Genomic DNA, 18,561 nt, shown 5'->3' with positions numbered 1-18,561 from the left:
CTGTTATATGATAAAGCGCCGTATGTCTTAGAATATAAAAAACACTAAATTGCCAATGATAATACTTGGAAACTTAGTGTTTTTTTGTACTTTCATCGAGGGTCCTCTATTTTTTGATCCCCGTTTCCGTCAGATTCACCTTAACATCCAAACCCACGTTCATCGTTGGATAAACTTTTTTCCATTCTTCTTCGTTCCAATTTCGTGTTTTACTCCTTACAAAATCCCCTAATCCGAGTGGATCGATCCCTTCTTTTTTTAACAACTTTATTAGATCCAATCCGGTTGTGTGAAGATCATTTTCTAAACTATCTTTGACTCTTTGGAGCTCTTGTTTTGAAAGACGAGCCTCCCTTGCATCTCTAATTTTAGCGTTTAAGACAAGGTTGATCATCACATTTGGACTTTTCGAATCTTGATTAATTCGATAACTCACTTTTGACCCGATGTTCTCCACTGCAAGGTAAGACTCATCGTCAAGCTTTACCTCAAGGGTACCGTGATTCATATTAGTAAGAAGAAGTTTCATGAGCCGCGACTGTTTTTCATTGAGGGATACTACATACTTATCATTTTTAAATAAGGCTGTACCCGAAATCATTACTTGACCGTTTTGCAATTTAAGGAGCGGCAAAAACGGGTCCATTCCTTTACCTATAAGGGAATATTCGAATTCGTGAAGATTTTGGCTTGGAAGAAGCCCCTTACGTGTAGTTGTATGGAGTAAATTGTACAAAAACATCCCTTTTTCTTCCTTTGAACTGAAGTTTTCTTCCAACAGTTTCTTTGCGCTTCCATCGACAACGGCCAAGTACATTCTGCGCGAAAAAAAAGCATTGCGCAAAAACACATCCAATTCATTTGCCAGCCCATTTGCTGCCATATCTTTTCCATACAAAACCACAGAAAGTTTCCCTGGATTCAGGGGCCTATCTAACTGCATACTCATTAATTCTCTGATACCTAAGCTTGTATGACCCACTTTTGAGAACAAATCAGTTGCAACAAAACCGGGTTTTCCGGATTGAAACTTGGGCACCGCTAACGTAATTTCAATTTGATTCTTTGTTGTTTCATCGAATGCGGAGACAATAAAAAGATTTATTCTATCCAAAATTTGTTGTTTCACACATCCTGTTAACAATAAGCAGGCAGTCAATAGTCCGAATAAAACCCGACTCATACCGTTCTTCTCACTTTCATTCTGACTATATCGAGTATGTACATAAATGGGATATACACATAAATCATGCATAATCCGATCTTTGATAACCACGATTGAACAACTTCAATACTGTTTCGATCTGGAATCAAACATACGGCAGTGAAAATCAGAATCAAAAATATCGGCAGGACTGTCAATTGTTTTATAGTGAACATTAACTTCATCATTCGGCTTGAAGCCCAAAGACATAAGCATACGATAGGAAATAACCGTAATATCGTTGCAGATGCGCCGATAAATTCAAAACGTTCAATGAAAGGAAATTGAATAAATTTATATTTCGATAATGCCGGCCAAATTTCTGTTGATAATTGCTCAGATTTGAACAGTAACAATTGAATGAAGATTTCGACAAGATAGAGTATTGTTATGGTTATATTTCCCCAATGTGCCCACCTTTGAGACTTTTTTGGTGTTTTGATGAAAGAGTAACAAAAAAATATCATCTCCACGCCCATATAAGAAAAGGTCAATTCCTTTGATGCTTTGATGATATCGCTTGGCGAATGATCCATTATGGGCAATAAATTGTTGATATGAAAAAATGGTACCGTAAAAAGTGCAGATACAAAAAGAATATTGTTTAGTAAGCTAAGCAAACAAATGCCAACGATAACTCGAAATCCTCCTGCAACCATGTAATACGTTAGCAAGAGTAAAACTAAAGCCAGCGGCCAAGTTTTCATATCAGGAAATATCCATACTTGTATAATTTCAATAAAAAGCCGAATTTGATAAGTTGAATTCAGCAGGAAATATCCGATAAAGATAAGATTAAGACCACCGCCCGCCCATTTTCCGAAAAACTGTTGATGGATATGTATAAGGTCCGCCTCATTATGGTTGAGAATTCGATAAATCATATATATGACGACATGTATAATGATTGCGCAAAGGAGGACGGAAACCCAGACATCTTGGCCGGCCAATTGGATAGGCTTGACCGCCATGGACAGAAATCCTAACCCGAACTGCATCGATTGAATCACAACGAAAATCAGATAGGGTGATACGGTATACCTTTCATTAACTGTTGAATTCAACTATTTTCACTCCCTAATCATTCGTCGATGTCCTTTTTTAAGTTTGCATTTCTCTTATCGAATCTTACTGAATTTTTCGTTCTGAAAAAACCTGGTCGATGATGAAATTTTGAAAATGGAGGACGTATTACCGTATCGTACAGGTTTGAAATCCGAAAAGGATAAAAAGGAACTAGGAAAGGCATCCCGAGAGAAGTCAATCGCAACAAATGGGTAATAACGGCAAGGGCACAAATGAATATACCTAATAACCCCCATACTTGTGCTGCGATAATAAACGGAAACCGAAGAATACGTATTGTTGTACTCATGCGATAAACGGGAGTTGTGAAAGAAGCCAAAGCCGACAACGCCACAATGATTAACAAAAAGTTGCTAGTGAGAGCGGCTTCAACAGCCGCGGTACCGAGTACGATACCACCAACAATACCGATTGTTTGTCCGATTTTGGTAGGTAATCTAGCACCTGCTTCCCGTAATAGTTCAATGACAAGCTCCATAATGAGCACTTCCACAACAGGAGGAAAAGGTACATTTATCCTGGAGGAAATAATCGTGGGCAAAAAAATATTTGAAATACCATGGCCGTGATATGTCATAACAGCAACATATACGGATGAGGCCAAGACGGAAAACACAACAGAAATAATGCGGATCAATCGAATGATAGAGCCGATGATCCATGGCAGAAAATAATCTTCATAGGAGGTGAAAAATAATCCCAAGGTAACAGGTCCTAGAATCGCAGTCGGGGACCCGTCAACCAAAATACAAACCTGACCCAGTGTTAAGCTCCAAGCAACGCGATCCGTCCTTTCGGTCCCCAGCAACTGAGGAAAGATGGAGTTTGAGTTATCTTCTATCATTTGTTGAATCAGGGTTATATCTGACACCATATCGAATTGTAAGTTCTCTAAACGCTGGATACATGTATTTATATATTGTTCATTCGTAATTCCATCCATGTAACAAATGGCCACTCTCGACTCGGACACACTACCTAAAATGATCTCTTTTATTCTTAACTTGGGAATGGGAACTCGCTTGCGGATCAGGTTAAGATTGGTGTCCAGCGATTCAACAAAGGCTTCTTTCGGTCCTTCCACGTTAAATTCGATTTCGGGTTTAGTTACGTTGCGGCCCTTTGATAAAACGGCATTGATCAATAGGCAATTAGTATTTTGAAGACCATGTTGTATGGCTACATATCCACGCAATAATTTATTTCGAATGTAATTCCAATCGGAGGACATTTCTTTTTCGCCAACCGGGATCAACTTGTACAAATCATCCAAAGAAACATCCGATTCTTTACTCAAGGTACCAAGGATATGTTCGTGCAAGACCTTTGACTCAGTAAGTGATTTAAAATAGCCAATGAAAAAAGGCTCCGTGTTGGTTTTGTGGTAGAAATATAAAAAATCGGATGATTCATCAAGCTCTTTCCATACTTGAGGTACTGAATTCATTATTAATCACAATTCTTTCCTGATTTTTAAATTCGATTTATTTTCTCTCTTGCAGCGGACAACTATACGGACTATTATGATTTCTCTACATTACTTCACAAAGGACGGCGCCGATCTAGATTCATCCATGAACACCGCTCTCAATTCCGTGCCGCGATTCCGTAGGATATTGATAAATTGTTTGTTGATATCAGCATAAGAACATTTCAGCGAATAAGTCACATCAGTACATCGAATGAACTTGGACTACAAAAAAAGACCAACATCTGTTGGTCTTTTCCTACGGCTTAAATTGCAGTGCAAAAACTAAACTACATTTCAGATTGAAGTCTTTCCATTTGTCTGCCTCCGATGATGGAATAAGTAATAGATTACAAGAGTTAAAATCATGATAAATCCGCCTATAAGATACATCTTCCCCGGATTATTATCTTCTATACTGTCCGCTTACGAGGCTTCCGATAAGAAAACAAAGCTGCTTCATCAGGAATAATTCTAACGCAAAAAAGTCCAATGAGCTAATTGACTTTAGCCATTGGACTTTTTTATTTAATAGCTTATCTATGCATTATACCGATACCATGAATGGCTATTCTATTCAATTACGATTTTATCTCCACGACGAATTCGACCTGTTTGGATCACCTTCGCATAAACTCCCATGGCTCCCTTATTATGCTTGACTGCTGCCCGCAAGACTGATGGATCATTAGGCAGATCTCCTTGAGACAAGGTTGTCATTATGCATCTGATACAAGGTTGCGTAACTTGAAGCACAACTTCATCGCCTATTCGTATCTCTTTGCCAATCCAACTGTTTTCAACAAATCCTTCTTCATCCGGTACATCGATTACAATATTGGTCCTGAAGCGTTTAACCTCAATCCGGCTTTCCGGAACAAGCTCCCTCAATTTGTTTAGACTTGCCGTTGTTAATAAGTGAATGATATCAATATCATAGAAAGTTCCTTCCGGAGAACTGCGTGTAAAAATGGTATTCCGATTGTTTAGCCCTTCAATGTCAGGTATATATCCCTCAAATTGGACATCATCAGTTTCAGACGAAAGCGTGGCTATTTTGACCGGCCTGGAAAGTTCGTCCGTCAGCCTTTGATTTAAGTCCCCATCTGTTGTCACACCCCAACTGCCATCGGGAAAAGTGATTCTAACCACAGGAAGCTTCGCTGGATCTTGTGGCGGTTCAACATAGGCAGCCCGATAATCGAACATGTTCGGCCATTTTAAGGGATTCTTGGCATTCGCTAGTTTACCTGTTGATGTATCAATTAACGCAAACTTACGATCTCCAACAACTCCTTTTTCTGTGATATCGGTTGCATTTAATTCTTCGCCCATCATGGATTTAACGGGATATCTCCACAACGATACTACAATAGGTTGACTCATATGTAACATCTCCTTAAAACTGATAATTCTCCCCATTTCACACTAATCATTCCACTATATCTGAACCTGCATACTTTGTTTTCTTAACTTTAATTTTATTCAAGACATATATCAATGCCTTTTTTTCGATCTTATTAATAGATGAAATAAATCGATCTACTGTTCTGTTCTGTTTCGCAATGGCTTCCTCGGGTGATTTTGGTAGCTCACCGTCTATGTCTTTTTTCAGCACATATCCTTTTGTACCATATGTAAATCGTGTGGTAGCTGCTATTGATGGACTTGATCAAGAGGTTATTCTAGTCGGGCACAGCATGGGCGGGATTGTTGTATCGCAAGCAGCCGAGTACCGTCCAAATCGAATTAAATCGCTCGTTTATTTAACCGCATTTCTATTACAGAATGGTCAAAATATGCTCGTGTTTCCGCCTAATCCCAATATGCGGGTCTTTGAAGGTGGGAGCACAATTAACGTTCCCGCAGACAAAGCAAAGGATACGTTCTACAACAATTGCCTAGATGAGGAATTAGTCGGGGCAGTATCTCGGTTACAAGTGCAAGCCACGAATCCATTTGTGACACCGGTGTGCCTGACGCAAAAAATTTTGGTCAAGTCCCTCGTTACTACATTGAAGGCCTTCGAGATAATGCCATACCAATCGACATGAAGAGGCAAATGCAAGCCGCATCTCCCTGCAAGGAAGTATTCACGTTGGATTCAGACCATTCGCCGTTCTATTCAACTCCAGAACAACTATGTAACATTCTGCTCAATATTGGTTAAAAGTGAGTAGCTTCGTACCATGACTCGCAAGGGAACGGCAATTCGTGAACACGGGAGCACCAGGACCATAGTTATGGGAACAAGTTTATGTCAATTTACTTTTTCATTCAGGAGTTCCTTACAGCAGCTCCTTTTTTGTTTTTGGTTGAAGAGTGAGCATGTTTTATACATTTTTATAGCCTGCAATTAAATGAAAAATCACACCTCCTCCACACACACAAACAAAGCCTCCCTTAACACTAGGCCATAATTCGCTTGTTATGATGAAAAACGCCGGCGCGGGGGATTGAACCCTTCGCCGGCGTTATCTTAATCGGTAACCTAATGGTTGACGGCAGTCAAACGTCGGGCCGCTTCCTCCGCTTCATGGTACGCTTTGTCCAGAACCCCTCCCATTTTAAGATGGCCGTCCCTTGAGCCCTAATGATTTGATAATCCTCGATCCCTAGAAAATTAAGCATAGATTTAAGGTACTTGTGCGAATATTCAACTTCCGTATACCAATCGTCATTCGTATAGACGGAGCCGCTCCCTTGAATAACGAGCATGCAGCGGCCGTCGTATAACAATCCGACCGAGCCGTTCTCGGTAAATTTATACGTCTCGCGTAGAATAATAATCGTATCCATATAATCCTTTTAGAAGGAATGTTAAAATTGTACAGTGGCATAGCAATGACAGATTTAGTCGAATCTTTGAACTGTTTTAGAATCTCGTTCCTTCGATCCGTGACTTGCTGTTCGTCATCAGTAAGGGGCTCTCCCTTCCGAAGTTTATCACTGGCGCTTAATACCGTATGGTCCACAAGTGGAATCTGTCGTCGTACAGGTTGACTTGCTCTACAGGTTTCCGTTGGATTTAGCAGCTTATATATGCTCAGGAAGTGATTCAGTACGAGCAAACTAATGGATTGTTGAGACTCCACTTGGGGGTGGGCATTCATAACTAGCATTTTGGACATTATATAATCATAAGGGCTTATAATTTGCCCTTCTCCAATTTCTCAATTAAGGTGAAAATATCAATACCAAGCAGAGTTGTTTCTTCCGGTTCACGAGTAACGTCGGGCATTTTGCACATTGGGAAGTTTTCTTCCACTACGTAAGGTATCGGTCCGCCACTGATACTATGGCTTACGTTGCTTTGCAAGCTCCTCTGTAAAGAGAATTTTGGCTCATAGAGCTTCGAACGAATAGCGGTATGGTCTAAGCGTTCCCAAAAGGTTCGATTGCAGTCTCTACAGCGATACCTCTGACGCTTTATTAGAAGCCCTACACGCTTGCCGTTAATAGGCAAGTCCATACAAATCTGTTCCCTGTTATCGTGCTTGTAGAGGTTCGTTAGGTATCCGCAATGAGCACATGTTAGGTGGAGAGTTCGTCACCACCTGTATTAGAAAATCAAATTCATTCTCACGAATACTTAGGATGTTGAATTTTGGAAGATTAAGAATATCCATTTGAGTTTCTATGCATTTATGATTCTACAAGCTCCTTCTTTGTTTTCTCCTGAGCAGGCAAAATGCCACTTGAAAAAAAAGCTAACAACGAACCGACAATGCATAGAGCCGCAAATAGGCCAACGGCGGTAAAACCGTTAAAAGTCGCATAAAGCAAGCCTGCTATCCAAGAACCAAGTGTTGTCGCAGCGTACATGGCTGAATTGGCCATACTTGTGATCGTGCCACGGATCGTCGGATTTAATGAAGTCAGAAGTCCCATGATTAGCGGAAATGATATTCCCATGTTAGCGAATATGAAAAAGTATGCACCTTCGAAAGCCGAAACCGACGACAAGTGAGGTAAAACTAGAAAACATGCAATGGAGACAACAAAGCCAAGAACCAGTGTGTTGAAACGACCCAATATTTTGATCACATAAACACCGCCGATGCTCCCCACCATATTCCCAAGACCCAGAAAAAACATCACGAACCCCACGTGATCGACCGAAAGCTCAAAGCGGTCTGTCATCCATTTTCCAATGAAAGCAAAAGCAGCCATGAATCCGCATTGGAACAAGAAATGAGCCAGGAAAGATCTTCTCGCCATTCGGCTGTTCAATAGCAGGACATATCTATTAAAGATTGGCATCTTGGTTCTTTGGTCTTGATTCGGTTTCATTGCGGGCATAGTGTAAAGGATAAATACCGTCGCCAGAAGCGAACATGCGCCGATTGTATAGAAAGGATATGACCAATGGGTTGCAGCAAGCAAACCTCCAATAGGTATGCCGAACGCTTGGGCAGAAGCCAAGCCCGCCATTACAATTCCGAATACTTTGGCGACCTTCTGCGCAGGAAACAAAGTCGGGATGGAGGCCCAGATTTGAGGAGTTGTAAACGCTGCGCCGAATCCGGCCAAAGCACGGAATAAAAACATCGACCAAAAATTAAAGGCAAAGCCGCATAAGATGGTTGAAATCGAGAAGCAAAACATCCCAAAAAGCATTACTTTTTTACGATCCCACCCATCTGAAAGCGGACCGGCAATAAGTGCAAATATGGCATAACCTAAAGCGTAGGCTCCCACCATCCATCCGGCATATTCCGTCCGGATGTGAAACAATTCCTGAAGAGTGGGGATAAGCGGAGAAATTATAAATGTATCCGTACCGATAAGAAACATGATGACGAAAAATAAAGCTGTTAATTTATTCATGTTATTCACCCCTTGTAGTTATTTCATTAGTTCAATTATTATTGAACTAATGAACAAAAAAAAGAATTTCTTTCTATAACGTATCCAGAAATCCGGGTAAGTAAGTTTCAGACCCTGTCCTCATCATTTAACTAATCATTGAACTGCTTTAGAATCTTGTTTCCTTGATCTGAAACTTGCCGCTCAGTATAAGTAAGTGGCTCTTTCCTCCGAAGCTTATCTCTGGCGCTTAATACAGCACAGTCCACTAGGGGAATCTATTCCTCGTACAAATGATTTGCTCCACGGTTTCCTTTAGATTTGGCTGATTATATACTCTTAAGAAGTGGTTCAGTACGAGCAAACTAATTGATTGTTGCGATTCTACTTGTGGGTGAGCATTGATAACAAGCATTTTGGACATGATAATTTAACCCCTGAGAAACAGAAAAACTCCTTGTTCAAAATCCAGCTTGCTAAATTATGAAGAATTTTAGTTCTACCTCCTGATCTCATATGTTCTATCCTCCTTTCTTGATTACATGTAGGTATTGTAGTGAAAAAGGATTAATAGATCAATATCTTAATTTGAATAGGAACCATCGAAAATTTAAATGATACTTATTGTGCGACCCGTTTTGATTCCGCAGATTAATAGAATTCTTCTATCGTTTCAATAAAAATCACTCTATTGATAAATTAATTTTCTTAACCTACAATAAATAGAAGACGTAGTACGCGTAAAAGGAGGGGGTTCCCATGCAGTTCAGACAACTGGAGTGTTTTAAAGCGATATGCGAGGAGCTTCATATTACCCGTGCAGCTGAGAGGTTAGGAATTACGCAGCCCACCCTTTGCTGACCACAAAACCATTTCTTTTGAAGAGGTAAAGAAAGAACCCGTTATTATGTTCCCAAGCACTCATCGTTGTCGTAAGATGATCGATTCTGCATGTTCAAGCCTCGGCTTTGATTTAAAACCAAAAATTGAGACCACAACCATTAGATCCTTGTTGATGCTGGTCCGATCAGGTGCAGGAGTATCCATTTTGTCCAAAACACTTTTAGAGATGTACCCTCATCAAGATTTAAGTATGATTCGCATTACGAATCCTTCTCTATCAATTATTCTTCCTCGATACTTCAATGAAAAAGCAGACAGCGCGGCTGTCTGCTTTTTCATTGAAGTATCGTAACCCGTTAGTCAATCATACAGCCAAGAGTCCTGCACTGTATCACTGAGGATGAAAATGAATAAAAATTGTCCGCTAGTTACATTCCAAACAGAAATCAAAGGGAACTACAAGAACTGAATTCTCGAAATCAACAAAGAGCAGTCCGAAATTATCCTCCAGTGCTCTTTATCTCGAACGTTTTTTAGGATTTTCAATCCTTGTGCGATTTCCATGTACTTTAGAATGCTTCCTGCGATTTTGCTCTAAGTTCAAATAAATTCTCATTGATTTATCGCACCGTAAACTTATCGTAAACCTACGATTGATAACTTTTGAGTTATTCTACAACTTATGCTTCCTTCTTCACTTCATTTGAGTAGAGATTGCTTTTCGGTTTCTTTTCTAACATGGTCTCTTTTCCCACTGTCTCACTTTAAGGACTTTAACTTTCCAATTGATAAGTTAACACGATAGTGGCCATATTTTATGATGCGGTCAAGAAGTAATTCCATTTCTTCATTTGAGGCAGCGTGTGCGGTTAACAAAAAGGAGCATCCATCCCCACTGACCCGGTGTACTTCGGAAATCGCTTCTTCCATATTGAAAAACGTATGAAATGCTGGATGATTGACTGAATCCACAAAAACAGTAATAAATGCAGTCACAGGCTGTCCAAGTTTCGTCTTATTTGTCGCAATCGTATACTGTTCAATGATGCCCAAATCCTCTAACCTTCGAATGCGATTTCCCACAGCCTGCCCAGTCATGTGTATTTCTTTACCAATATCCTTCCATTGTATCCTTGAGTTTTCCCTTAATAATGCCAGTATCTTGAGATCCACATTATCAATCATAATTATTTAGTCCTTTCATCATGAAACTTGGAAGCAGAAAACCGTTTCATCAACTTATTCTGTTTATTAATATTCGTCGCTATACTTAGTTATATCCTCTTACACCTACTTGTCGAGCAGGTATACAAATACGAATTTAAGAGGCATAAAAAGGAGGTTTGTTACATGGAAGTTATCTCATTAACAAAAAGCAATATTCAAGAGTATATTGATCAGGGATTGACATTGGTCGAGTTCTGGGCACCTTCGTGTGAACACTGTGAGCTGCAATTGTCGATCATTGACGAATTGGTGGAAAAATTTAAGCATCAAGCTATAATCGCAAGGGTGAATGTCCATATTGAAAAGCAGTTGGAATCTGAGTACGGTGTAACAAGTATCCCAACTTTGATCATATTCAAAGACGGATATCGTGTAGAGAAATTAGAAGGTATTCAAAGTCAGGACACATTAATCCAAAAAATAAAGCTATATACATCTATAGGGGATACTTGTTGAAAGTATCCTAATCTTCCAAAATCCTTTCATCGTGAAAGTCGAAAGCATGAGCAGCTACACAAAAATACCAATAAAATGAAGGAGTGTAAGATATGAATTCAGCTGTTTCAAAGAAAGTAACAATTATTTCATATATCATTGCTTTTATATTTATTATCTCGATGATTACAGCTGCGGTAATGTTGAAAGATCACCGACTTATTCTGCCAGAAGCTGCTGCAATGGCGGTAGCTATGTGGGTGTACCGAGAAGCAGGATGGATCAGGCAACCTTCTAAGATTTTTCTTGCACCGTCTATCACTGCTGCCATCGGTTTCGTGGTGAATCATTTCAATATTCCTTATCTAGGAAAAGTCAGCCTGACCATCGTACTCTTGATGCTATTTATGCGTATCATTCAATCGAACTTAGCACCGTCCATTGCAACGGGTTTACTACCGTTGGTTGTGAATGCAAACGAATGGTCATTTATTATATCGGTTTTCATTGAAACCTTTATATTAATGCTCGGTGTTCTCGTATTTGGATTAAATACAGGACTTGAGAAGAAAGTTAAGATACATTACAAATATATGCTCGTTTTCTTAGTGCTGACTTTCGTGTGGATGGGTTTATGCTGGCTTGTTGGATACCCACAACTCTCAGTTATACCGCCTATTCTCGTTGTTGTGTATGAGTCACTTCAGAAACCGATGTATAACGGCAAGATTGCTTTTAAGCAAGGGCTTGTATTGACAATATCTGCGACTGTCGGAACGCTGTTGTACATCTCTATTGATTCCTGGATAGTAGTAACGCTGTTAGATATGATTTTGATGCTTATTCTGTTGCGAATTGTGGGCATGCGCATCCCAGCAGTGTACGGCTTTACACTGCTACCGTTTGTTTTCCCAAAAGATATTGTTCCGATGTTACCGTTAGTTTCATTGGTTGCATCTGTATTCCTGTTAGCTTCGGTGTTGGCGTATAAGAAATTTGAAATGAAGCGAAGGACAAAGGCAATTCAAATGCTTAATAACATGTAGTCATTCCACTCTACCCTAAATGAATTTGGATTAAGAAAACCGGCGCTTTCTTGTGGAAACCCCGTTTTTTTCCCTATCGGCCGATACAGCAATTCTAATTCTTATCGCAGCATTACCGGGAATCACTTAGTTGTTCTGACCGTTTTTATCCATGAAGCAACCGTAATCGTCGTCTGGTTTGCCAGAATCTAGTTCTGTCTCTTGTTCTACGAAACAAGTATTTATTGCGGAGTACACGTCCTCAAGTGTTATTTCGTCTGCAGGCTTCAGTAAGAAATATCCTCCGTCTCGGCCTACTTTTGATTCAAAGATGCCTGCTTTCGTCAAAGCTTGCATGATTCGGCGAACTACAGCGGAGTGGTCCTTTACCAAACTAGAGATACTGGAGCTTGTCATTAAGCATTCACTTTTTGCCAACCATACAATAACATGAACGGCAGCCATAAGTCTGCTATGATCTATATTTTTCCTTACATTCAATCTGATCATTTTGATCACCTTTTAACGCTATATTTTTGCATTAACTTGTATTTTTTGCCGCCACTGTAGTCAGTTAGCACTAATACTCTTTTAATTAATGTTTCACCTTATTCATGCTTTTCTATTTGTTCAGTAGTTCAACCATTTTTGAACTACTGAACAAAAAAAGAATTTATTTCTACAACGTATCCAGAAATCCTGGTAAGTAAGTTTCAAAGGTCTCTATATCAATGCTCATATACCTCGTTTGAGCTAATTTTCGTACCTTGATCAATTTCGCCTCCCTTAAAGTACGTAAATGATACGAATTATTCGATTTTGAAATCCCCTGAATGTCGCCCACTTCGCCACAACTCATCTCCTTCATACTCGCGTATAGACTTCTTATGATTTGCAATCTTGTTGCATCAGCTAATGCTTTAAAAATTCTCTCTCTGTCATCATCATTTAATACTTTTAGAGTAGTCATAAAAGTATTGTACTATAAGATCGATGAATATCAACCTTTTTGATAAAAACCACCATATTCTTTATTTGCAAAGGGAAGGCCAAAGACGTTCTGGCGCTGCTCCCGCCGCTTGAACGTACCTCGGCGGAAACGCTGCGGGAAATGGCAAAGTCGCATACTGGATTAAAAGTGACGCTCAAAGATTTGGCTCAAATGTTGAGTGGCGATGCCGGAGCCTCCGCTCAAAATATTGCCTCCGGAACCGGAAACAGATTCGAAGAAAACCATTGCGTTTATTAACGGATCCGCTATCTTAAAGAAAGATAAAATGGTCGGATGGATAAACGATAGGATCACGAGGGGATTGCTGTGGCTAAGAGATGAGATCGAAACAGCAACCGTTACGATAATGCCCGAGGAAGCCAAAGGCCGAGGGCATATCTCATTTCAATTGTTGCGAACCCGAACACAGTTGATTCCTCGAATCGAAGGAGACCAGTGGAGCGTCACCGTCAAGTTCGAAACAGATGACGATGTCATACAAAATACGACGAACCTGAACTTGAACAACCCTGAACTGACCAAGAACTTGGAGGTACAATTAGCTTCGGATATTGAAAAACGAATTCGTGCAGCTCTTGTCCGTCCGCAAAAACAGTTGAATGCGGACATTTTCGATTTCGCGTATGTGTTTCGCCGGAAATATCCAAAGGAATGGAAAACGGCTAAAGATCGTTGGGATGAAATTTTTCCCAATATTCCGGTTTATGTCGAGGCAAAAGCTAAAATATTACATTCTGGCAATGTGTCGGAAAAGGCAACTTTGCCCAAACAAGAGGTGAAGCAGAAAAAATGAAATGGTGTCGTTCATTTATAAACCGGTTGGAAAGCTGCTTGAGAAATGACGGTTATTCCAAAGAGGCTACATCATCTACTCAACTATTTCAAGTAGCATAAGCACGGCAGCGGATCACGCACGCCGGCTAACCGGAGCCTTGAGCGCCTGCAGTGTGATGACCCGGCCACCGGTAACAAGCGCTCCGGACAAACCTGAGTCATGGAGGTTCTGCAGTGAATTGACATGGCTGCCTCCATAGCGCTGCTTGGAGAGCGGATCGCGCACGCCGTTTAGACAAACTATAAGACATCAAATTATTAGGTCTGATGTTGGAGTAGAATGTCTGTTTCTCAAGGGAGTAGGATGTCAGCCACTTAGGCAACAACAATAATATATGCATTTCGATTATCTCGAGTCACAATTATGAACGCGTTGTATTTTATATATAAAAATAGAACAATTGTTAGAATAAAATAAAGTATTAGACTGAAGTTGTTAATTCCACGCGTTTTTTGAAATATCGTCAGATTTTGAAAAATAAGGTTTAGATTGAACTGATCTACAAAAAACATTATGATCGAAAATCGAAAAATAAAGTATTAGACTGATTACTTAATTTGGCGTAGCTTCCTGGTGATTGTCAGTGCTTAAACGCCATTCCCCCTAATCTGGTTATTCCTATAACTATCATTAAGCTTGTAAAAAACTCGATAACTTTTCGTGAGTTATATTTCTGTAATTCTTTAATCATAGGATACAAGAGTTAAAACGATTCCTTAAAAGCCGATTATCTAGAAACGCTAAATCCGCTCACCCGGAAGATACAGTTCAATAAACCGTTTCTTGGTTTGTTCGGCTATATCAGCATCAGCCATAATATATAGTTCTTTGTACCTCCGAGCTTTGAACAGCGTGCTCAATTAATATCACTGTATTAATCAAACCTTCCCTACTTCTATTCTGTAAACTGCCGGAAGTGATTTTCGAGTTAGCATGGTGGTGTTGCGAGCAAAAAACCAGCTTAATGGACGCGAGTTATTTCAAAGATTATTTCTGAAGAAGCACTATAAAAACAAAGGACAGCGACCTTAATTTGGGCGCTGTCCTTTGTTGCTTAGCGCGGCAAAGGGAAATTTCTGATTCGGTATTGGATAAATCGCGTGGATGGCTTTGATCAAAATTTTATTTAGAGGAATACTATCTTGGGTTTTACTTTATGTGGCTTGTGGTACCCGAGTTTTGATTCGCAATTTTTAATGCAACTCAGAGCTCGTCACGATCCCAATTTCCTCACGTTTAATCGCTTTCCTTTATAGAATCGTCCTTTGCAAAAAAGGCCCGTGTATCCTTGCGTGTCTGCGCAGGTAATACACGATCCAATTCCTCCTCGAGCCAGGACAATTTCTTACTGCGCAAAATATTTTGCATAGCCTCTTCTGCTTCGAGCATAACTAAATTAATTGAGCATGAGCTCGTCGAAACTGTACAGTCTGAACAGTCGCGATTGCGATACAGATAACCCTTATCCTTGATGTTCTGGCACTGGAAAATGGGCTCTTTGCCCTCCACGGCCTCGACCACATCCCAGAAAGAAATTTCGTCCGGATCCCGTGCTAGCTTAAATCCGCCTTTGACGCCAGGAACCGACGAGATAATACCCGCCTTAGCAAGCTTTGTAAATATTTTGGATAAGTAGGTCTCCGGTATGCCTTGAAAAAACGCAAGTTCCTTGATACCAATCTTTGATTCGTTTGGAATTAAGTAAACTAGACAATGCAGTGCATATTCAACTCCGACACTATACTGCATAATAACTCCTCCCATTTTAGGATGGGTAAATACTTATAAATCTAATGATATCCGCGTTAGTTGTCAACTGCAGGCTGTATAAAAAAGATTTGACTTGGTATTTTCATTGTTGTATATTATGGTCATATATTATCGGCGATTAATATTGTCGTTAATTATACAAAAATTAAGGAGTGGGATAATGGAAAAATTACTTATTATCAATGCGCATGCCACTGTTGACTCCCCTGATTCAGTTAGTTTGGAAGTCGGCAAACATTTTATCGTGAATTACCGCGAAATGAATCCGAATGTATTGATCGAGCAAATTGATTTGTATGGTGAGGAGATACCGGAAATTAACAGCACTGTTCTAAGTGCTTGGGAGAAATTTGCATCTGGTGGAGAGTTGAATGACAAAGAGAAACGTGTAACTAGCAAAATGAACGAAATTTTACAGCAATTCAAGAGCGCGGGAAAATACGTGATTATCATGCCGCTGCATAACTTTAATATTCCCTCCCGGCTTAAAGATTACATGGATAATGTCATGATCGCCCGAGAAACCTTCAAATATACGGAGAATGGCGCAGTAGGTTTATTAACTGACGGGCGTAGTCTACTTGTAATTCAAGGAAGTGGCGGCATTTATACGAATAACGATTGGTATACAGATAACGAGTTCTCGCACAAGTACCTGAAATCGATGTTTAACTTCTTAGGCGTTGAAGATTACCAAATTATCCGAGCCCAAGGCACCAGCAGACTTGGCAAGAAAGATGTGCTAAATCAAGCAAAAAATGAGGCCCAAGAAGCAGCAGCGCGTCTGGCAAAGAAAGTAACCGTCTAACTAATTTTGATCCTTTTTATGACCATCAATATTGTTGAAGATAAAACAACGATCCATCCTACATTTTGTGTTAGTTGAATGAACAAGGGGGAGTTATGGATGACGAAATTAATCGCTGATATAAAGATACCGGATAGTAAGCTAGCCGCTGAAGCTGCTGAATTAGTACGTGAACATACCGATGACCTCCTGTGGAACCATTCAAACCGGGTATTTTTGTTTGCGGCGATGAGGGGTAACCAGAATCAAATGAAATATGATGCTGAATTGCTTTATATCAGTTCGCTTTTCCACGATCTCGGCCTTACTCCCAGATTCCGAAGCGAGGACAAACGCTTTGAGGTCGATGGAGCTAATGCTGCTCGTGATTTTCTCCGAAGCCGCGGCGTTCCGGAAGAATCCATTCGGCTTGTATGGGATGCTGTTGCATTGCATACTACCATTGGAATCGTTGAATATAAGGAAACCGAAGTAGCGCTTATGAATTTTGGTGTCGGTTTGGATGTTGTCGGGAAGAACTTCGAGCTCATCTCAGCAGATGCGCGGCAAAAAATCGTCCAGGCTTTTCCCCGCAACCAGTTCAAACAAAACATCTTACATGCCTTCTTGGAAGGCTTCAAACACAAACCGGAAACAACATACGGAACAATTAACGCCGACATATGCGATGTGCTTCTTCCGGGATACCAACGACCAAACTTCTGTCATCATGTCCTTCATTCCAAATGGGACGAGTAATTGGTTAGAATGAATCATAAAGAGAGGCAGCGATGCTTCTTGAATGAACCAAGAATCGATGAAACGACGGAAACAGAAAGAAGGCAGATTCCTTAGGGGCTGCCTTCTTTCTGTTTCCGTCCAGCCGAGTTTGCCGATATTATCATGATCGAATTCGACGCTGTTTCTTTATGGTTCCTACAATAGCATCAGAATGGGGAGCCCAATCATGATAATGGGAAAAACCAAGGGAGCCCAAATTTTCTCAGCGTAATCCTTAGCTTAATGTTGTTCTTAACGCAACTTACAAAATTTACGAACTTCTTTCGACAACTTGTAACCGCAAATTTTAAATCCTTTATTTAATTTGACAAAGATAATGATAACGATTATATTGGTGATACTACTTATCGACGATTTGCTTTGTCTGTAATTATACAATCAATATCTTTCAAGTCCCCTTTGCTCACCAGAAATTTTATGGAACAGTTGTTCCAGAATGTGCAAAAAAATGTTTTATATCATTTCCATCACCATGTCTATCATCTGCTGCATCTTGCTGCGGTCACCCTGCACCTTCGCAACGATATTTATACTATGATTCAGGTTTGAGAGCAGATAAGATAAAGTCTTGATATCTTTCTCAGACATGATTTCTCCCGTCTCCTGACCTTTGCGCAACAGCTCGTAGAAGGATTTCTCCAATTCGTCAAACCGCTCCCTGATCAACGCATTCAGTTGCTCATCTGGCGAATCCATGCCGACTGCTGCATTAGTTATGAGACAGCCCTTCGGCGACTCGCCGTCCAAGGCGGAATCGATGTGTATCTCGAAGTACTGCCGGATTCCCGATTTTGCGGATGTCGCATTGACGAGGATGTCCCGTTTGGCTTGCTTCCACTTCTTGTACCAGTTGATCGCCTCGATATAAAGCGTTTGTTTGTCCCCGAACGTTTCGTACAGACTTGATCTGCTAAGATCCATAGCTTCCAGCAAATCGGGAATGCTTGCCGCTTCGTAGCCCTTCTTCCAAAAAACGAGCATCGCTTTATGAAGCACCGCTTCTTTATCAAACTCTTTGTAGCGTCCCATGGTTCTCCCTCCGTTTCCGTAGGTAGAGTATACCTTTCTGGAACGATAAGTCCAGTATTTTCTGCAGATATGAAAGTTAGCTCAGGCTGGGATAAGATGGATTACAGACTTTTAAGTGAAATTAGTGGACCTCTGCTTTTCGATCACCACTTTCTAAAGAATAGCATTTGTTAGGTATTAGAGTAATCTCCCTCTATGGAGAAACGCTTTGCTCTTAAATGCTCTCGTTT

18 protein-coding genes and 3 pseudogenes are annotated in these 18,561 nt (G+C 40.3%); 9 read left to right on the top strand and 12 right to left on the bottom strand.

Annotated elements, in window-relative coordinates; all coding sequences use genetic code 11:
* Positions 1-106: 106 nt before the first annotated feature.
* From ACUN27_RS07725 to ACUN27_RS07710, 4 genes are all read right to left on the bottom strand, one after another.
* Complete coding sequence (locus tag ACUN27_RS07725; protein ID WP_445558664.1) at positions 107-1,183, bottom strand: Ger(x)C family spore germination protein; 1,077 nt, start codon at positions 1,181-1,183, stop codon at positions 107-109.
* Entirely contained in the window at positions 1,180-2,268 is a 1,089-nt protein-coding gene (locus ACUN27_RS07720) for a GerAB/ArcD/ProY family transporter (RefSeq protein ID WP_445558663.1), read from the bottom strand. The genes ACUN27_RS07725 and ACUN27_RS07720 overlap by 4 nt, the downstream gene beginning before the upstream one ends.
* 17 nt (positions 2,269-2,285) lie before the next feature.
* Entirely contained in the window at positions 2,286-3,737 is a 1,452-nt protein-coding gene (locus ACUN27_RS07715; RefSeq protein ID WP_445558662.1) for a spore germination protein, read from the bottom strand.
* 594 nt (positions 3,738-4,331) lie between these two features.
* Positions 4,332-5,144, bottom strand: coding sequence for an MOSC domain-containing protein (locus ACUN27_RS07710; RefSeq protein ID WP_445558661.1), 813 nt, complete (start codon positions 5,142-5,144; stop codon positions 4,332-4,334).
* Positions 5,145-5,323: 179 nt separating this feature from the next.
* On the opposite strand from ACUN27_RS07710, the gene ACUN27_RS07705 reads away from it, so the two are divergent.
* Entirely contained in the window at positions 5,324-5,812 is a 489-nt protein-coding gene (locus ACUN27_RS07705) for an alpha/beta fold hydrolase (protein ID WP_445558660.1), read from the top strand.
* Positions 5,813-6,266: 454 nt separating this feature from the next.
* Here the strand turns inward: ACUN27_RS07705 and ACUN27_RS07700 are convergent.
* The 3 genes and pseudogenes from ACUN27_RS07700 to ACUN27_RS07690 form a co-directional block, all read right to left on the bottom strand.
* A pseudogene (locus tag ACUN27_RS07700) lies at positions 6,267-6,871 on the bottom strand (NAD(P)H-dependent oxidoreductase).
* 254 nt (positions 6,872-7,125) lie between these two features.
* Positions 7,126-7,387 (bottom strand): annotated as a pseudogene (locus tag ACUN27_RS07695) (transposase family protein); the annotation flags it as partial.
* Between the two features lie 16 nt (positions 7,388-7,403).
* Positions 7,404-8,588 carry an MFS transporter gene (locus ACUN27_RS07690; protein ID WP_445558659.1) on the bottom strand — a complete coding sequence of 395 codons (1,185 nt, stop codon included), beginning with the start codon at positions 8,586-8,588 and terminating at the stop codon, positions 7,404-7,406.
* Positions 8,589-9,326: 738 nt separating this feature from the next.
* Between ACUN27_RS07690 and ACUN27_RS07685 the strand changes: the two are divergent.
* Positions 9,327-9,422 (top strand): annotated as a pseudogene (locus ACUN27_RS07685) (LysR family transcriptional regulator); the annotation flags it as partial.
* Positions 9,423-9,474: 52 nt separating this feature from the next.
* Positions 9,475-9,762: a LysR family transcriptional regulator substrate-binding protein gene (locus ACUN27_RS07680; RefSeq protein WP_445558658.1), complete on the top strand. Its 288-nt coding sequence runs from the start codon at positions 9,475-9,477 to the stop codon at positions 9,760-9,762.
* Between the two features lie 407 nt (positions 9,763-10,169).
* On the opposite strand, the gene ACUN27_RS07675 is transcribed toward ACUN27_RS07680, so the two are convergent.
* The gene (locus ACUN27_RS07675; protein WP_445558657.1) at positions 10,170-10,595 is read right to left on the bottom strand and encodes an Lrp/AsnC family transcriptional regulator; all 426 of its coding nucleotides are present in this window, start codon (positions 10,593-10,595) and stop codon (positions 10,170-10,172) included.
* Between the two features lie 165 nt (positions 10,596-10,760).
* On the opposite strand from ACUN27_RS07675, the gene ACUN27_RS07670 reads away from it, so the two are divergent.
* Positions 10,761-11,093, top strand: coding sequence for a thioredoxin family protein (locus ACUN27_RS07670; protein WP_445558656.1), 333 nt, complete (start codon positions 10,761-10,763; stop codon positions 11,091-11,093).
* 92 nt (positions 11,094-11,185) lie between these two features.
* Complete coding sequence (locus ACUN27_RS07665) at positions 11,186-12,118, top strand: hypothetical protein (protein WP_445558655.1); 933 nt, start codon at positions 11,186-11,188, stop codon at positions 12,116-12,118.
* 126 nt (positions 12,119-12,244) lie between these two features.
* Here ACUN27_RS07665 and ACUN27_RS07660 read toward each other — a convergent pair whose 3' ends face one another.
* Both ACUN27_RS07660 and ACUN27_RS07655 read right to left on the bottom strand, forming a co-directional pair.
* A complete protein-coding gene (locus ACUN27_RS07660; RefSeq protein WP_445558654.1) occupies positions 12,245-12,607 on the bottom strand; it encodes an RrF2 family transcriptional regulator in 363 nt (120 codons plus the stop codon).
* A 169-nt stretch (positions 12,608-12,776) separates the two neighbouring features.
* Positions 12,777-13,067, bottom strand: a complete 291-nt coding sequence (locus ACUN27_RS07655) for an ArsR/SmtB family transcription factor (protein ID WP_445558653.1) — start codon at positions 13,065-13,067, stop codon at positions 12,777-12,779.
* 39 nt (positions 13,068-13,106) lie between these two features.
* Here ACUN27_RS07655 and ACUN27_RS07650 point away from each other — a divergent pair, with 39 nt between their 5' ends.
* Together ACUN27_RS07650 and ACUN27_RS07645 are read left to right on the top strand one after the other, a co-directional pair.
* Positions 13,107-13,346, top strand: coding sequence for a hypothetical protein (locus tag ACUN27_RS07650; RefSeq protein ID WP_445558652.1), 240 nt, complete (start codon positions 13,107-13,109; stop codon positions 13,344-13,346).
* The gene (locus tag ACUN27_RS07645; protein ID WP_445558651.1) at positions 13,273-13,902 is read left to right on the top strand and encodes a Ger(x)C family spore germination C-terminal domain-containing protein; all 630 of its coding nucleotides are present in this window, start codon (positions 13,273-13,275) and stop codon (positions 13,900-13,902) included. Before ACUN27_RS07650 ends, ACUN27_RS07645 begins: the two co-directional genes overlap by 74 nt.
* Positions 13,903-15,180: 1,278 nt before the next feature.
* On the opposite strand, the gene ACUN27_RS07640 is transcribed toward ACUN27_RS07645, so the two are convergent.
* Positions 15,181-15,693, bottom strand: a complete 513-nt coding sequence (locus ACUN27_RS07640) for an Rrf2 family transcriptional regulator (RefSeq protein WP_445558650.1) — start codon at positions 15,691-15,693, stop codon at positions 15,181-15,183.
* Between the two features lie 181 nt (positions 15,694-15,874).
* Between ACUN27_RS07640 and ACUN27_RS07635 the strand changes: the two genes are divergently transcribed.
* Together ACUN27_RS07635 and ACUN27_RS07630 are read left to right on the top strand one after the other, a co-directional pair.
* The gene (locus ACUN27_RS07635; protein ID WP_445558649.1) at positions 15,875-16,522 is read left to right on the top strand and encodes an FMN-dependent NADH-azoreductase; all 648 of its coding nucleotides are present in this window, start codon (positions 15,875-15,877) and stop codon (positions 16,520-16,522) included.
* A 99-nt stretch (positions 16,523-16,621) separates the two neighbouring features.
* Positions 16,622-17,260 carry an HD domain-containing protein gene (locus ACUN27_RS07630; RefSeq protein ID WP_445558648.1) on the top strand — a complete coding sequence of 213 codons (639 nt, stop codon included), beginning with the start codon at positions 16,622-16,624 and terminating at the stop codon, positions 17,258-17,260.
* Positions 17,261-17,755: 495 nt separating this feature from the next.
* Here the strand turns inward: ACUN27_RS07630 and ACUN27_RS07625 are convergent, their stop codons facing one another.
* Positions 17,756-18,331, bottom strand: coding sequence for a TetR/AcrR family transcriptional regulator (locus ACUN27_RS07625; protein WP_236293418.1), 576 nt, complete (start codon positions 18,329-18,331; stop codon positions 17,756-17,758).
* Positions 18,332-18,561: the final 230 nt, after the last annotated feature.

This window comes from Paenibacillus sp. WC2504, from assembly GCF_052682475.1.
This window is presented reverse-complemented; position numbering and strand designations above follow the sequence as displayed.

Bases quoted from the DNA above. Each gene is read 5' to 3' on its own strand.
- ACUN27_RS07690 (WP_445558659.1), bottom strand. From the start codon at position 8,588: ATGAATAAATTAACAGCTTTATTTTTCGTCATCATGTTTCTTATCGGT.
- ACUN27_RS07640 (WP_445558650.1), bottom strand. From the start codon at position 15,693: ATGCAGTATAGTGTCGGAGTTGAATATGCACTGCATTGTCTAGTTTAC.
- ACUN27_RS07655 (WP_445558653.1), bottom strand. From the start codon at position 13,067: ATGACTACTCTAAAAGTATTAAATGATGATGACAGAGAGAGAATTTTT.
- ACUN27_RS07660 (WP_445558654.1), bottom strand. From the start codon at position 12,607: ATGATCAGATTGAATGTAAGGAAAAATATAGATCATAGCAGACTTATG.
- ACUN27_RS07645 (WP_445558651.1), top strand. From the start codon at position 13,273: ATGCCGGAGCCTCCGCTCAAAATATTGCCTCCGGAACCGGAAACAGAT.
- ACUN27_RS07710 (WP_445558661.1), bottom strand. From the start codon at position 5,144: ATGAGTCAACCTATTGTAGTATCGTTGTGGAGATATCCCGTTAAATCC.
- ACUN27_RS07675 (WP_445558657.1), bottom strand. From the start codon at position 10,595: ATGATTGATAATGTGGATCTCAAGATACTGGCATTATTAAGGGAAAAC.
- ACUN27_RS07680 (WP_445558658.1), top strand. From the start codon at position 9,475: ATGTTCCCAAGCACTCATCGTTGTCGTAAGATGATCGATTCTGCATGT.
- ACUN27_RS07665 (WP_445558655.1), top strand. From the start codon at position 11,186: ATGAATTCAGCTGTTTCAAAGAAAGTAACAATTATTTCATATATCATT.
- ACUN27_RS07635 (WP_445558649.1), top strand. From the start codon at position 15,875: ATGGAAAAATTACTTATTATCAATGCGCATGCCACTGTTGACTCCCCT.
- ACUN27_RS07725 (WP_445558664.1), bottom strand. From the start codon at position 1,183: ATGAGTCGGGTTTTATTCGGACTATTGACTGCCTGCTTATTGTTAACA.
- ACUN27_RS07705 (WP_445558660.1), top strand. From the start codon at position 5,324: ATGGCTTCCTCGGGTGATTTTGGTAGCTCACCGTCTATGTCTTTTTTC.
- ACUN27_RS07630 (WP_445558648.1), top strand. From the start codon at position 16,622: ATGACGAAATTAATCGCTGATATAAAGATACCGGATAGTAAGCTAGCC.
- ACUN27_RS07625 (WP_236293418.1), bottom strand. From the start codon at position 18,331: ATGGGACGCTACAAAGAGTTTGATAAAGAAGCGGTGCTTCATAAAGCG.
- ACUN27_RS07670 (WP_445558656.1), top strand. From the start codon at position 10,761: ATGGAAGTTATCTCATTAACAAAAAGCAATATTCAAGAGTATATTGAT.
- ACUN27_RS07715 (WP_445558662.1), bottom strand. From the start codon at position 3,737: ATGAATTCAGTACCTCAAGTATGGAAAGAGCTTGATGAATCATCCGAT.